Source organism: Flagellimonas baculiformis (genome assembly GCF_033441575.1).
In the GTDB taxonomy this organism is placed as follows: domain Bacteria; phylum Bacteroidota; class Bacteroidia; order Flavobacteriales; family Flavobacteriaceae; genus Flagellimonas; species Flagellimonas baculiformis.
Map to the genome: position 1 here is coordinate 158,907 of NZ_JAUZVW010000005.1, position 14,803 is coordinate 173,709.

At 40.9% G+C, this 14,803-nt stretch carries 13 protein-coding genes and 1 pseudogene; 4 read left to right on the top strand and 10 right to left on the bottom strand.

All coding sequences use genetic code 11. The annotated features are described in order from the left end of the window. Nucleotides 1-12 precede the first annotated feature (12 nt). The gene (locus tag SD450_RS09360) at nt 13-798 is read left to right on the top strand and encodes a universal stress protein (protein WP_318344298.1); all 786 of its coding nucleotides are present in this window, start codon (nt 13-15) and stop codon (nt 796-798) included. Nucleotides 799-1,002: 204 nt separating this feature from the next. Next, nucleotides 1,003-1,116 carry a phosphoenolpyruvate carboxykinase (ATP) gene (locus tag SD450_RS09365; protein WP_220123533.1) on the top strand — a complete coding sequence of 38 codons (114 nt, stop codon included), beginning with the start codon at nt 1,003-1,005 and terminating at the stop codon, nt 1,114-1,116. A 7-nt stretch (nt 1,117-1,123) separates the two neighbouring features. Here SD450_RS09365 and SD450_RS09370 read toward each other — a convergent pair whose 3' ends face one another. Then, complete coding sequence (locus tag SD450_RS09370) at nt 1,124-2,437, bottom strand: hypothetical protein (RefSeq protein WP_119648660.1); 1,314 nt, start codon at nt 2,435-2,437, stop codon at nt 1,124-1,126. 20 nt (nt 2,438-2,457) lie between these two features. Then, complete coding sequence (locus SD450_RS09375) at nt 2,458-3,831, bottom strand: hypothetical protein (RefSeq protein WP_119648659.1); 1,374 nt, start codon at nt 3,829-3,831, stop codon at nt 2,458-2,460. A 490-nt stretch (nt 3,832-4,321) separates the two neighbouring features. On the opposite strand from SD450_RS09375, the pseudogene SD450_RS09380 reads away from it, so the two are divergent. Then, nucleotides 4,322-4,607 (top strand): annotated as a pseudogene (locus SD450_RS09380) (transposase); the annotation flags it as partial. A gap of 86 nt (nt 4,608-4,693) precedes the next feature. Here SD450_RS09380 and SD450_RS09385 read toward each other — a convergent pair. Next, nucleotides 4,694-5,200: a hypothetical protein gene (locus SD450_RS09385; protein ID WP_318344299.1), complete on the bottom strand. Its 507-nt coding sequence runs from the start codon at nt 5,198-5,200 to the stop codon at nt 4,694-4,696. 110 nt (nt 5,201-5,310) lie between these two features. After that, a complete protein-coding gene (locus SD450_RS09390) occupies nt 5,311-6,000 on the bottom strand; it encodes a 2,3-bisphosphoglycerate-dependent phosphoglycerate mutase (RefSeq protein ID WP_119648657.1) in 690 nt (229 codons plus the stop codon). Nucleotides 6,001-6,866: 866 nt separating this feature from the next. Between SD450_RS09390 and SD450_RS09395 the strand changes: the two genes are divergently transcribed. Next, the gene (locus SD450_RS09395; protein WP_119648656.1) at nt 6,867-7,637 is read left to right on the top strand and encodes a hypothetical protein; all 771 of its coding nucleotides are present in this window, start codon (nt 6,867-6,869) and stop codon (nt 7,635-7,637) included. A 100-nt stretch (nt 7,638-7,737) separates the two neighbouring features. Here SD450_RS09395 and SD450_RS09400 read toward each other — a convergent pair whose 3' ends face one another. From SD450_RS09400 to SD450_RS09425, 6 genes are all read right to left on the bottom strand, one after another. Next, the gene (locus tag SD450_RS09400) at nt 7,738-8,481 is read right to left on the bottom strand and encodes a succinate dehydrogenase/fumarate reductase iron-sulfur subunit (protein WP_119648655.1); all 744 of its coding nucleotides are present in this window, start codon (nt 8,479-8,481) and stop codon (nt 7,738-7,740) included. 6 nt (nt 8,482-8,487) lie between these two features. Beyond that, complete coding sequence (locus tag SD450_RS09405) at nt 8,488-10,398, bottom strand: fumarate reductase/succinate dehydrogenase flavoprotein subunit (RefSeq protein WP_119648654.1); 1,911 nt, start codon at nt 10,396-10,398, stop codon at nt 8,488-8,490. A 9-nt stretch (nt 10,399-10,407) separates the two neighbouring features. Next, a complete protein-coding gene (locus SD450_RS09410) occupies nt 10,408-11,076 on the bottom strand; it encodes a succinate dehydrogenase cytochrome b subunit (protein ID WP_119648653.1) in 669 nt (222 codons plus the stop codon). A gap of 231 nt (nt 11,077-11,307) precedes the next feature. Then, entirely contained in the window at nt 11,308-12,939 is a 1,632-nt protein-coding gene (pckA, locus tag SD450_RS09415) for a phosphoenolpyruvate carboxykinase (ATP) (protein WP_119648652.1), read from the bottom strand. A 160-nt stretch (nt 12,940-13,099) separates the two neighbouring features. Further along, nucleotides 13,100-13,897, bottom strand: a complete 798-nt coding sequence (locus tag SD450_RS09420; protein ID WP_119648651.1) for a universal stress protein — start codon at nt 13,895-13,897, stop codon at nt 13,100-13,102. 138 nt (nt 13,898-14,035) lie between these two features. Beyond that, nucleotides 14,036-14,773: an MIP/aquaporin family protein gene (locus tag SD450_RS09425; protein WP_119648650.1), complete on the bottom strand. Its 738-nt coding sequence runs from the start codon at nt 14,771-14,773 to the stop codon at nt 14,036-14,038. Nucleotides 14,774-14,803: the final 30 nt, after the last annotated feature.

A 14,803-nucleotide genomic window follows, 5' to 3' on the forward strand; every position in this document is an offset into this window, starting at 1 on the left:
AACCCTTGCATCATGGATAAAATTTCGACTATTCTCATTCCCTTCGATTTTTCGGAAAGTGCAAAAAGGGCACTGGAATACGCTGTAGCCTTCATAGGACGAAATGGCGACACAAAGATTATTTTGGCCTATATCTCCGGACATAGCAATTTCGAATTGCTTCCCGAAAATTTCGCAAAGCTTGAGGAGAAATACAGGCCGATGCTCAAAAACAAATTGGAATGGAAAATACAAGGTGGATCGTTGACGCAGTCGCTGTTGGATATTCAAAAAACCAGGCAAATCGACCTAGTCATCATGGGTACTTTAGGCTCCCGAATGGATGGTAATTCGGATGAGACAAACACCTCAAAGCTTGTCTTGGCAGCTGACTGCCCCGTTTTGGTAGTGCCCAAAGGCAACATTGACTTCCGGATGCGGTGCATTGCCCTAGTGCTGGGAAAAGAAGAAATAGACGATACCGAAGCCTTGGGAATATTGTTAAAGTTTGCCCGAAGGTTCAACGCCAAGGTCCATGTGGTAACGGTAAAGAACCGCCCCGGCAGCTACGGCTATTCCGAGGAAGAGGAAAAAAATGAGAATACGGTGGAGTACTATCTTGAAAATTTTTATGCGGAACGTGTTTTTATCAATAACAAGGACGTGGCCAAGGGGATATTGACCTATGTGTCGAAAAACGATATCGATCTCATCGCCATCCTGCCCAGAAACCATGCAATGCACGGCGAACCTTCCGAAGGACAGTTGACACGATTTTTGGCAGTACACTCCCAAGTGCCCGTACTGGCCATTGATTAAATTAAAACGATTTAATCAATAAACTATGTCCCCATTCGCTCAATGGGCTCAGCTGTAATGACGACAGGATAACGACACTGAAACCTAATTATTATGGAAGAAACACCATATAAAAACAGCTCAAAACAAAGACCTTAAAAATCCGGGTTGTAAGACATCACTGCACATTGAAATTTGGACGGGGATACCTTTTAAAAATTGACGGTGGATAAAGGTATGGGCACCGAAACCGAAAACGGAACGCTCTGTATCGACCCCGTAAAGTTTACCGGGAGGTCGCCCAAGGACCGATTTTTGGTTTTGATGGTCGTCCCTTAAACAACCCTTACTCCATCCTGTACTGATATTGCAGTACGAGCATCCATTTGCGATCTTGCGCCGCTAAACCATTTCCCGAATCGAACAAAATAGGCCGGTTCTGGGCGTTGAACGAAAGTTTGGACAGGTGTCCGTTAAAATACCAGTTTACGCCAAGGTCATATTGAACGATGGAATTTGCGAAACCCTCAAACTCCGAATATTGCCCTGAAAGATAAGGTTGTAACCGCCCCATGCTACCGCCGGCACCCATTTTGGGAAAAAGATAACCGAATTGCCCAAAGACCGCCTCGCCCGTTCCTGATACAGGGAATGCATTACCCCTCCCGTTAAAGGAGGCCATTTCGGGCCGAACGCCATTTGTGGGGTTGTTGGCTCCTAAAAGCCGTATGTAATTCGGCCCGAAATTAAAGTTGAAATATCCCAAATAACAGGTAATAGCCTTTTGTTTGTTGGAACCTAGGGGAAGATCTAAGAAAATATCCGAGGCGAAAAGCTTTAGATCGTGATAGCGTTCGTCGCCATCTTCCAATGACCAAAGCGCATCGGCCTGAAACGTAAAGCCCGCTCCGAGGTTCAACACTTTTTTACCACCGAGATAAGTGCCGGTGTGAAAAGGACTCGTATTGCTCTCCCGTTCCAAAAACTCATATTTTAAGTAGCCTGAATACTGTAGCTTCGGCCGGTTATCGGTAAAACGTGCCAATTTCTCCGCAGGTTCTGGGTTGAATGAACTGCTGTTCCGCACCGATAATGGCTTTGCCAGCACAAGGCGATAGTCAAAGGCACCTATCTTTCCCTTGGCAAAGAGGCTTAATTTTCGGATCAAGTCATCGGTACTGTCAAGGGTCGGAAGGGCAACGAAAGTGAGGTCGTACCCCATAAGTTTGGAAGAACTGGGTGAGGTATAGCGCGATAGCCCGTTCCAAGCCGATTTGCCGGCGCCTATTCCCAAATATTCGGAAAAATCGTATTGTACGTAGGCATCCAATAGATCGACCGACGTGCCGCGGGGGGAAAGATAGTTCAGGTTATTGACCCCTAATTGAAACGAAACATAGGTTTTCGCCCAAGGCGAGGAGGAAACCCCCAATCGAAATCGGCGTATCGAGATATCGGTGGTTACGTTTTCCAATTCATCGTTTACGGTGCTACCAGGATTGTTCTCGTTGACCCGCCCCCAAAGTTGCAAGTACGAACTGAACTGTAGCCACTGGGTTCCATTGGCATTCAAGTATAAACGTAGCGGTTCATTGCCCGATTTCTTTTGGGACATAACGGAAACTGTTCCGGCACTGTTCAGGAAAAGAAAAAGTATCATATAAAAGATTCGGTTCGGTCTCATTCCAATCGTATGATATATTGCAGTACCGCCGACCAGTTTCGATCATTCGATTCGAGACCTTGTGCGGTCGATTGAAAAATGGGACGGTTCTGAAGATTGAGGGAAAACTTGGAAAGATGCCCCTTGAGCAACCAATTGATTCCAATATCATAGTAAAACATAGGGTTTTTCAGTCGTTCGAAATTGGAGTATTGAAGAGATACGTAGGGCTGTAGTTGCCCACGGTCTTCGCTATTGCCCATTTTTGGAAATAAATATCCCGCCTGGCCGAAAAAAGAGCTTCCCGTACCCACTACGGGAAAGGCATTTCCCGGCCCGTTGAACGAGGCAAGGTTGGCATCGACCTCTTTTATAGGGTTGTTCGCGCCGGTATTCCGAATATAGTTGGGTCCAAAATCGTAATTATAGTAGCCCAAATAGGCTGTCAGTACCGTATTCTTTTTGGTGTCGATAGGTTTATCCAAAAAGATATCTACGGTCCATAGCATCATATCGTGGTCTTGTTCCCTTCCGCTTTGTAAGGATGACAGTGCATCATTTTGAAACTCCGCTCCTATACCAATACTCAATACGTTTTTTTTGCCGAGGTAGGTACCGTCGGAAAATGGAATGTCGTTCGGTTCGGCGTCTAGGAATTCCCATTTTAGATAGCTGGAATAAACACCCTCATTGCTCTTATCGTTGAACTTGGCTACATTTTCTGTCAGCTCCCCGTCAAAATTGGGACTATTGCCCGGAGAAAAAGGTTTGGAGGCCACCAACCGATAATCCAGTTGGCCCAGTTTTCCTTTGGCATATATACTCAGCTTTCGAATAAGATCGTCGGTTTCGTCATCCGTTGGCAGGGCGAGCAATACAAGATCGTAGGAAAGCAGTTTTGAAGTATTGGGGGCGGAGTATCTTGAAAGTCCCGTCCAAGCCGTTTTTCCCGCACCAATGGATATCGATCGCGAAAAGGAATATTCTGCATAGGCATCCAAAAGGTCCAACGATGTGCCGCGCGGCGATAAATAATTGAGGTTGTTGATGCCCAGTTGTGAATAGATCAAAAGTCTTTCGCTAAGCTGCGCCTGAAAGCCCAACCGGAATCGCCGTACCGAAATATCAAAGGTTCGGTCTTGAAGCTCTTCGGAAACAAGGCTTCCCGGATTGTTATCGTTCAGTCGTGTCCACAGTTGGGCATAGGTATGGAAAGCGAACCAACGGGTCTTATCGTATTTCAGGTAGAATTGGAGCGTTCGGGTTTCCGATTCGATTGTTTGAGTGGTTTGCCCTGAAAGTTTCGCCGTGATAAGAAGCAGGGAAGCCAATACAAAAATCCCATTGGGCCAAATGAATCGAAAAGGGTGGAAGAACATGGTAGGCTTCATTTATGGCGGTTCATCGCGTTCGGGAATAGGGGTTCGATTACTTTTCCAAAAACCCATAAGGGCAATGCATCCAAAAGGTACTTAGTCCAAATCAAAAGAAAGCATTTTACCATACGTTTTTAAATGTTTCCGAAATCGTAACCCCTTCATAACCTAAAATTTAAAGAAGGCATATAGACCCTATATCCATTGAAAATTCCTGCGCTAAAATGAAGTTTTCTTTCTCGAACACAATACTAAAAAGACCTATTTTCCTATGACATGATAATTGTCATATTTTCTGCAAAAGTCACTGACTATTTTTTCTTGAACCATTAAAAAGTGTGGATCATGAAGAAAATCGCGACCATTCTCGTTCTTTTCGATTTTTCAAAAACGGCCAGATCCGCCCTTGAATGTGCCGTACAGTATATGGGCAAGTGACAAAATACAACGCCCCCAATGAAAAGCTCCCTTGGAGAGCTCCGCCAATAAACGGTAGGCAAATCCCTATGCAATCAAGAGCTGGAGGGAGAACTGGGACGAACTTACCGTGTTCTTCGAGTTCCCCTTGGAGATACAGAAGATTATCTATACCACCAACCTTATCGAGAACCTCAACCGAAAGATCAGGAGGTACACCAAGAACAAGCTCTCCTTCCCGACCGACGACGCGGAAATGAAATCCGAATATTTGGTCACAAGGTAGGCCACCAAGAAATGGTAGATGCCCATCAGGACGATGCATCATCCTGAACCAGTTCCTTGCGATCTATGAAAAAAGGATCCGGCTTTAAATAAAAGTCAAACCCCTGTTAGTCTAAACTTACACACTTGTTGGGATAGTGTCCTTTGGTTACGTCTTTTCCCTCAGTTTTTTTCACTATTTCGACCGCACATACTCCGTAAATTCGTAAATGACCCCTTCCGGTTCTTTTGTACCCGATTCTTTTCGAATACGCAATTGTTTACCCGTTAATAAGACTACGATATAGGGTTCGCCAACATCCGAATAAAAGCGGTTTAGTTTCCCTGATTCCTGAATAGTCCAAGTGCCAATTTCTATAAATGAGTTGGCTATCTGGTTATGACATGCCACTTCCCCGATTCCCCAGAAATAAGTGTTTCCTTCTTGCTGTGTTGCCTTGACATATCGGATTATATCATCTTTTCGGCAATTTTCGAATTGGGCAAATAGATCTTCTGTTGGTTCCGACAATCCCAATGAATCATTGGGCCGCCCTTTAAATTCGGCCATCCTTTTCCAATCTCCTGCAAGATTATCTTCAGTAAATAACAGATTAACCTGTTCTGGACTTTGGTCATCGTCGTTACATCCCCATATAACCATCAAGGAAATTGATAATTTGTAAATTGTTTGTTTTAGCATGACTTAACATCTCAGTTTGTTCTTACCGCCATAGTGCTCTTGCAGCTTTTTGAATTATTTTAAGAGCGATCATTCTGATTATTTTAAGGATTTCTAAAGTAGTTGTTTCCCTATTTTAATCGGTGATGATTCAATATGTTCAGATTGCCATCAAATTCATAGAGATGAGGAACCCCAGTATTAACTTCCACTTTTTCAATATCGAGAGTCGAAATATGTTCTAGATGCGCTATCAAGGCGCGCAATGAATTTCCGTGTGCGGAGATAAGTATAGTCCTATCCTTTGCCAATTGGGCCGCAATTGCCTCAAAAAAGTAATTGACGACCCTTTTCGAGGTATCCTTTAATGATTCGCCCAAGGGCAGCACAGAGGGATTTACCCGGCTATATTTCGGATCAAATTTCGGATTTCGCTCATCTTCCTTGGATAGAATCGGGGGCGGCGCGTCATATCCCCTTCGAACATTCAAAAAGTAATCTTCCCCTATCGAATTGCGCACCTCTTCCTTATTCTTACCCTGCCAATCCCCGTAGTGCCGTTCGTTCAGTTTCCAATGGTAACGGGTGTCCACGTGCATCTGTTCGGCCGTTTCCAATAAAATCCAAGCCGTGCGGATGGCGCGTTTTAGGTAGGAGGAAAAACATATATCTATTTCAATAGTATTGCGTTTCAAAATCTCACCCGCATTTTTGGCTTCTTCAATGCCTTCCGCGGCAAGGTCGATATCCGTCCATCCTGTAAATATATTTTTCAGGTTCCACTCACTTTTTCCATGTCTTACCAATATCAATTTTCCCATTTTATGTTTTTTTAAATTACGTTATTACTCTGTCCCATTATTGATGTGGCGTTCATCTTTCCTCTGTTTTTCCATAAATGACAGTATTTTAATACGGGAATAAATAAGAATTCCTCCGTACTATAATTTACTTGAAATTTCGTTGCTAAACTCGACTTTTTCCTGTTTTATAATGTTTTTAACGCCTTTGATAAATAGGTCTAGCTTTTGCTTTGCAATGCTGACTTAAAGTTTTTCAAAAATACCATGCACCATAGCCGACTCCCAATTTAACTTAGATTGTATTTCTTCTAGTTGTACGGTGGTGACCATGTTGTTTTTCGCAGCGTAGAGATTTTATAACCATCCGATGTATAGCTGATAATTGTATTGTCAGTACGATTAAAACAAAAAGTTTTAGGAATTAAATGGGATTTCCTCTGCAATAGATGGGCTAAGTGTTCGTGGTAATGGTTCATGAGTACTCTTGCACTTGTGCTATTTGTTAAATCTGCTGTAATCATTTATTAAGACTGCGGATTTTGATTCATATTTTGCTAGGATCAAGTACCGCCAATAACCGGCTAATGATGATTTCCTTCTCCATCGGGTAGCGGGCAATTTTTAGGATTGTTTAGAGGTTCTCGCTCAATGTTCTTGCACCGAGCTCTTCTAGTTTTATAGAATATTATTGAACATATAACACTGATGAATATCATAGTATTCAACGTGTTTGAAGCATATTTTTAGTCCTTTGGTTTTTCTGAAAAGAAATTCAGCACATTCAAAAAAAATTATTGATCTCATAATCAATTGAATACGGGTACATATAAAAACTTGGTTTTTTATTTTGGATATGTTAATGAAAAAGAATTAAAAACACGAGCATGAAAAAAGTCAAAAATTCTAAGTATATACAGATCGTCCTGTTATTTTGGCTCTCTTTTAGTGCCTTAAATGCACAAGATGAGACTGAAAACCCTACAGAAGCAGTTTCCTATAAACCTATTGATTTTAATTTACAGGTAAAAAACATGCACTTGTGGAGAGGGCTTAGGGTTACCGACGCTCCTATGACCGGAGCTCTTTTACATTATACTTCAAAGAACGGTAAATTCGATACGGGGTTTTGGGGCGGTGCAGGATTCAATGGAGACTATACCGAGGTTGACTATTATATTAGCTATGCTACTCATGGGTTTTCAATAGCGTTATGGGATATTAATAATTATAGTGACTTTCCGGATGCAGAAGTTTTTGATTATGATAGATCCACTACATCCCACTTTGTAGATTTGACATTAGCATATACATTTCAAAAGATTCCTTTAAAAACTTCCTGGAGTACTATTCTCTTAGGTAGAGACACCTATGTTGCAGATGGCGGAGAATTAGAAAATGCATTTACCAATTATGTAGAACTTAGTTATAATATTTTTAAAAAGAAACATTCTTCTTTTGGAGTGTCCATTGCAGCAGCATTTTCCTTCGTTAATGACGCCCACTTTTATGGAGATAAAGTCCTAAATAATTTTGGGATTATTTATAGCAGGGATGTAAAAGTTTACCAGGATATTTATCTCCCCGTGTCTGCAACGGCTTTGTGGAATACCGATCAAAAGTTTGCAAGTATACAAGTAGCCATAGACCTTTTTTAAACCCCTCGTAGAGGGTTTGATTACCCGAGGTTCGCCTGCGAAAACAAAATATTTTTTTGGAAGCTTACTTCGTGGGTTTGCTCGAAGTTGTTGACTCAATTTAGCCAAATAATTTTGCTTTGGTATATTTAGCGTACATTTCTGCTATGTTGGTTATTGAAATCCCCTCTGGACATTCTACCTCACAAGCACCTGTAAAGGAACAACTGCCAAATCCTTCCAGTTCCATTTGATAGGTCATTTCCTGTACTCGTTTGTGCGCTTCAGGATGTCCTTGCGGCAAGTTGTTAAGATGGTTGATTTTAGCCGATGCAAATAAGGCCGCGGACGCGTTCTTACAGGTAGCTGCACAAGCACCGCATCCAATACAGGCCGCGACATCCATAGCACTGTCGGATACCTCTTTAGGAATAAGAATGGCATTGGCCTCTGGTGCGGTCCCTGTTTTTGCGGTTATATATCCCCCTTGTTCCATGATTCGGTCAAATGCAGAACGATCTACGATCAAATCTTTTAGTACCGGAAAAGAAGCAGCCCTCCATGGTTCTACAACAATAGTATCCCCATCTTTAAAACTGCGCATGTGCAGTTGGCATGTTGTGATATTATCATGTGGACCGTGAGCACGACCATTTATAAAAACACCACATTGCCCGCAGATACCTTCCCTACAGTCATACTCGTATGCGATAACTTTTTCGTTTTTAAGAACGAGTAATTCGTTTAAGTGATCCAATGCTTCTAAAAAGGACATATCTTCTGTTAACCCATCTACCTTGTATTCTTTTATTGCTCCTTTGGTATTCCGGTTCTCTTGTCTCCAAATTTTAAATGTAACTTTCATTATATGTCATTTATAACTTCTTACCGAAGGTTGTACAAATTCAAATTCCAGTTCTTCTTTGTGTAATTTAAAATCACCTTCATCGTACTCCCAGGCAGACACATAGGAATAGTTTTCATCTACACGTACAGCTTCACCGTCTTCGGTTTGAAATTCTTCCCTAAAATGTGCTCCACACGACTCTTCACGTTCTAGTGCATCTGTACACATTAAAATTCCCATCTCCATAAAATCGGCCAGTCGCAGGGCTTTTTCTAGTTCGGTATTAAGTTCATTACCGCTTCCCGTAACTTTTACATCACTCCAGAATTCATCCTTTAACGTTTTTATTTGGAGTATCGCTTTTTCCAACCCCTTTTTATTACGGCTCATTGCACATTCTTGCCACATGACTTTCCCTAATTCTCTATGGAAATGGTCTACAGTTTTGGTGCCATTGATATTCAAAACTCGGTCTATGATAACCCGTACTTCCTTTTCGGCCTTTTCAAATTCGATATGGTCGGTGGTCGGAATATCTTCTTCTAAAGCACCTGCCAGATAATTATTGATCGTATTCGGTAATATAAAATAACCATCGATACTGGCCTGCAATAATGAATTTGCTCCCAGACGATTGGCACCATGATCGGAAAAATTACATTCTCCCACTGCATATAGTCCAGGGATGGTAGTCATTAATTCATAATCTACCCACAACCCGCCCATGGAGAAATGCGCGGCAGGTGAAATTTGCATGGGTTCTTTATACGCATCAATCCCCGTGATTTTTTTATACATGCCGAAGAGATTTTCATAACGATCTTTTATAGTTTGAATACCTAATTTATCGATTGCGTGCCTGAAATCTAAGTAGACGGCATTTTTTAATCTTCCCACACCGTATCCGGCATCGATGCGTTCTTTTGCAGCTCTTGATGCAATGTCACGAGGTGCTAAATTCCCAAAACTCGGATAGCGGCGTTCTAAGTAATAATCCCGTTCTTTTTCCGGTATATCATTTGCTTTCCTGATGTCTTCCTTTTTTTTAGGCACCCAAATACGCCCGTCATTTCTAAGGGATTCTGACATTAAGGTAAGTTTGGATTGTGCCTCACTGGTTTGAGGTAATGCAGTCGGGTGAATTTGCGTAAAACTAGGCGCTGCAAAAAAGGCTCCTCTTTTATGGGCTTTCCAAATCGCACTACCGTTACATCCAATGGCAAGTGTAGATAATCTAAAAACACGAGAATAGCCACCAGTTGCCAATACAATTGCATCTGCAACATAGCGTTTCAGTTCACCTGTAACTAGATCACGAACAATGATCCCTTTTGCTTTTCCGTCGATAACCACTAAATCGATCATTTCACTGCGTGGAAACATTTTTACTTTCTTGGCACGTATCATTTTATACAGCTGCGAATATGCGGCAAGTAATAATTGTTGCCCTGTTTGCCCTCTGGCATAAAAGGTTCGTTGTACTTGTACGCCCCCAAAACTTCGATTTACCAATACACCACCATATTCCCTGGCAAAAGGAACGCCTTGTTGCACAAAATGATCAATAAGGGGTGCAGAAAGCTCGGCCAATCTATAGGTATTGGCTTCTCGTGACCTGAAATCACCTCCTTTCAATGTATCATAAAACATCCTCCAAACGCTATCGCCATCATGTTGGTAATTTTTTGCGGCATTGATACCTCCTTGGGCAGCAACGGAATGCGCTCTACGGGCAGAATCTTGATAACAAAAACATTGCACGTCATAGCCTAGTTCGGCAAGTGTAGCGGCAGCTCCAGCTCCAGAAAGCCCTGACCCTACAACGATAACATTTAGTTTCTTTTTATTGGCAGGGTTGATCAATTGCGCTTTTATCTGGTAATTACGCCACTTGTCTTCGAGTCTTCCTTCCGGGATTTTTGAATCTAATTTCATCTTAATGAGTTATTTGAGATATACAAAAAATGGAATAACCCCAAATCCGATGGAGATTATAACTGCATATATGAGGGAAACTTTCGCCGAAATCCGCAATCCTTTTTTATGATAAAACCCGAGTGTTTTGAATGCACTTTTAAGTCCGTGATTTAGATGAAGTCCTAGTGGAATCATTAAAACAGTATAAAAAATTACATAGTAAATATTGTGAAACAGCGAAAAGGTTACTTTATATACATCTAAATTACCTGTAGCATCCAGTTCTATAATTTCACCCATTCCTAGTTTTACACGTGCCCAAAAATTAGCAAGATGGACTACGATAAAAAGTAAGATCATCGTCCCGATAAGTCCCATATTTTGAGAGGTCCACGTACTATTTTGCAAAAAATGATTGACCACATATTTCTGTGGTTTGGCTTTTCTATTATGTATTGTGATGAGCAAAGCATAGATTACATGCAATACGATAAAAGCATACAGAATATAGGATATCGACTTAATGAAAAGGTTCTCCCGCAATGTGGTAGCGTACGAATTGTACAGTTCGCGTGCTGTTTCCTCAGGCAGTAATAGAATCCAATTTGCAGAGAGGTGTACAATTAAAAATAAGCATAAGAAAAGCCCGGTTCCTGCGATAATTGTTTTCCTAAAAACCAATTTATTTGCGGCCATATCTCTTATTTTTTAAATTGACTGGTCCTATAAATGGATTACAGCTATTCAACGTTTTTCGAATAAAAGTTATTTTTGAAACCGACTATTCTCGAGGCACGGCCATAGAGGTATTTGCCGGTTTCATTTTAATTAAAAGAAATCAAAATTCTGTTATTTTGATTCCTGCTTTGATGGGAACGATAATTTTAACGGAAACCCCGAGGCAGAGCCTCGAGGAATTCGTTCCGATTAAATATGATCTAAAATCTGATGCGCGTCGATCAGCGGCCCTCCGTGTAAAATTTCATTGGAAGCTTGATTGATAAACTTGTCAAAATTTAAATGAAAAGAATGTGCTAACTGAATGGATTTGCTAACATAGGCCCCTTTCTGCAACCAAGTATTCATAGGGTCCAACATTTCAGAGGGAACACCAGGGACATATTTTGGCATATGCAACCCAAAAATTGGATGTTGCTCATAATCAATATCATTAAGCTCACCTTCCATTGCCGCTGATATCATAGCTCGTGTATATTTAAGTTTTATGCGGGATCCAACGCCGTAAGGCCCACCGGACCAACCGGTATTGACCAACCAAACATTTACGTTGGCTTCGGTCATTTTTTTGCTCAGCATCTCTGCATATACCGTGGGGTGTAATGGCATAAAAGGCTCCCCAAAACAAGCGGAGAACGATGGAACAGGCTCTACAATCCCTGCTTCCGTACCCGCGACTTTTGCGGTATACCCCGATATAAAATGATAGGCCGCCTGTGCCGGTGTTAATTTTGATATTGGAGGTAAAACGCCAAAAGCATCAGCGGTTAGAAAGAATATGTTTTTAGGGTTTTTTGCATAAGAAGGGACCGCAATATTGTCGATATGATCAATAGGATAGCTCACTCGTGTATTTTGAGTAATACTACTATTTTTATAATCCACTTCTTTGCTTCCTTCTTTGAATACAACATTCTCGAGAATAGCACCCGGACGTATCGCACGGAAAATATCAGGTTCTTTTTCTTCGGTAAGGTCGATCACCTTTGCATAGCATCCTCCTTCAAAATTGAATATTGTATTCTCAGCTGTCCAGCCATGTTCATCATCACCGATCAACCTACGTTTAGGATCGGCAGATAGTGTTGTTTTTCCGGTACCGGATAATCCAAAGAAAATAGCCGTTTCTCCATCTTCACCTACATTTGCGGAACAATGCATTGGGAGTACATTCTTCTCTATTGGTAAAATAAGGTTTAATGCTGAAAAAACACCTTTTTTCATTTCACCAGTATACGCAGATCCTCCCACCAAAGCTATTTTGCGCGTGAAATCAAGTATGGAGAAATTCCCTTGACGAAGCCCAAAAGCTGCGGGATCTTGAGCTTCATATCCAGGGGCGCAAAGTACCAACCATTCTTCTTCAAAATCTGCAATTTCATTTTCCGCCAATCGAAGAAACATATTGTGAACGAAAAAGTTGGACCAGGGGTATTCTGTAATGGTTCTTACATTCATTCGGTATTTTGGATCGGCACATACATACCCATCATGAATGTATATTGACTTTCCAGATAGATAATTGGTCACTTCATGGTATAGTTTACTAAAATTATCTGGAGTAATTGGTTTATTCGTACGCCCCCACCAGACTTTATCTTTTGTATAATCGTCATCAACTAAAAAGCGATCTTTCGGGGATCTGCCCGTAAATTTACCGGTATTGACAGCTAGTGTGCCGTTTGCAGTTTCTTTTCCCATTCCCTGTTCTACAGTGAGTTTTTGCAATGTCTCCGGGGAAAGGTTCCAAAATGTAGTAACATCTTTTAACCCATATTTATCAAGGTCATTATTTTTTGGTGCTTTCGATAGTATTTCCATAGGTGTAATTTTTAAAAGTTTTTATAAAGTTAAAAATGCGAGGTCAGCATAAACATGAGCATTATCATGAAAAAAAATCAATAGTATAAAAGATCTCTTATTGATTTACATAGTTGTATTTTAAATTTTAACGGTAGCGTAATCCTAGGTGAAGCACCTATCAATCCAAAGTCAGTAAAGGTATTTGCGAACGCAATGTCAGGAACTTGGTGAGTCTGCCTTCAGAGGGCCGATTCTTTTTGGAATGGTTAGAAGGCAGTATCGCTATCATATCTATCTCCTTTTTATTTACATAATCAAAAATACCGTCGGTCACATCTGTGTTTTCCATAAACATGTGATGGGAATAAAACTTCTCCAAGTAATAGCTGATTGTATTTTCGTTTTTCTCGTCGGTTACCGAATACCCGTAAGTACCGTCTTCATTACAAATCGTCAATACATGAACTTGAGTGTCAAACCTTCTTGCGATTTCCAATAATGTCCCTAAAGCAGTAGGGTCATCAATTTCATCTTTACCTAATACCAAAGCAATCTTACCAACTTGAAACTCTCCGACTTTTTCCGGGACTACCAAGACAGGACAATCCGCTTCTAAAACAAGTCGTGAAGTATTGGTGAAGGTACTTTCTTCATCCTCAGCACTACCTTTAGTTCCCATAATAATGAGATCTATGTCGTTCTCTTTTTGTTCTTTCAACATACTATCGACCAATAATTCTCTTCGTATTACTAATTCGATATTGAATTTTGATGCATAAGGAAATGGTTTCTTTATATCTGAAATCTTTTCTTGTAGTACTTCTTTCAATACGTCATCATCCGATGTACTGGAAGCATATAAGGTTATGATTTCAGGGGTGTCATTTTGGGTTATAAAATGAAGCGCATATTGTAAAGCACGTTCCGATGCCGGGGATAAATCAAATGGAACAAGGATTTTATTTATAGTATTCATAATTCTTGTGAAGTTAAAAAAGGTTAAAATTGAATTTTCGGGTTGTCGCAAAGCGACGTTTTAATAAAATACAGAAGCTCGTTAAGCAATAACATCATCTTTAAAAGGAATTAAGATTCTTCTCTATAGCAGCATCTATTATTTTAAATACAAATAAATTAAACTGGCAATTATCGCACCTGTAATGGGCCCCAAAACGGGTATCCAGCTATATTTCCAGTTGCTTCCACCTTTTCCCGGAATGGGTAGGACGGCATGTACAATTCTTGGTATCAAATCCCGTACAGGATTAATCGCATAGCCAGTAGTGCCGCCTAAGCTTAGCCCTATTACAGTAACCAATAAGGCTACTGGTAAAGCGCCTACTGATCCTAAGCCAACAACATTGCCTGACATGAAATCAGCATTGAACTGAGGCTCAGTGAAATAGAGAATCACGAACATGAGTACAAATGTCCCTGTCATTTCACTTAAAAAGTTGATCGGATAATTTTTAATGGCAGGACCGGTAGAAAATACGCCCAATTTGGTGCCTTGATCTTTTGTAGATGCAAAATGATCTTTAAATACCAACCACACCAATGTAGTACCAGTGGCACCGCCAAGTACTTGCGCCAGTAAAAAAGAGGGTACTTCACTCCAGGCAAATAGGCTGGCGGATGCAAGACCGATTGTTACTGCCGGGTTGATATGGGCGCCGCTATACGGACCGGCTACCGCAACGGCGGCAAAAACACTAAGCCCCCACCCAAAGCTAATTACGATCCAACCGCTATTTTGACCAAACGTAGTGTTAAGTGCAACATTAGCGTTAGTTCCAAGGCCGAGCAATAACAATAGAAAGGTTCCGAAAAATTCCGCTGTAAATTCAGACATAAATTTTAATTATAAATTAAGATAAAATCA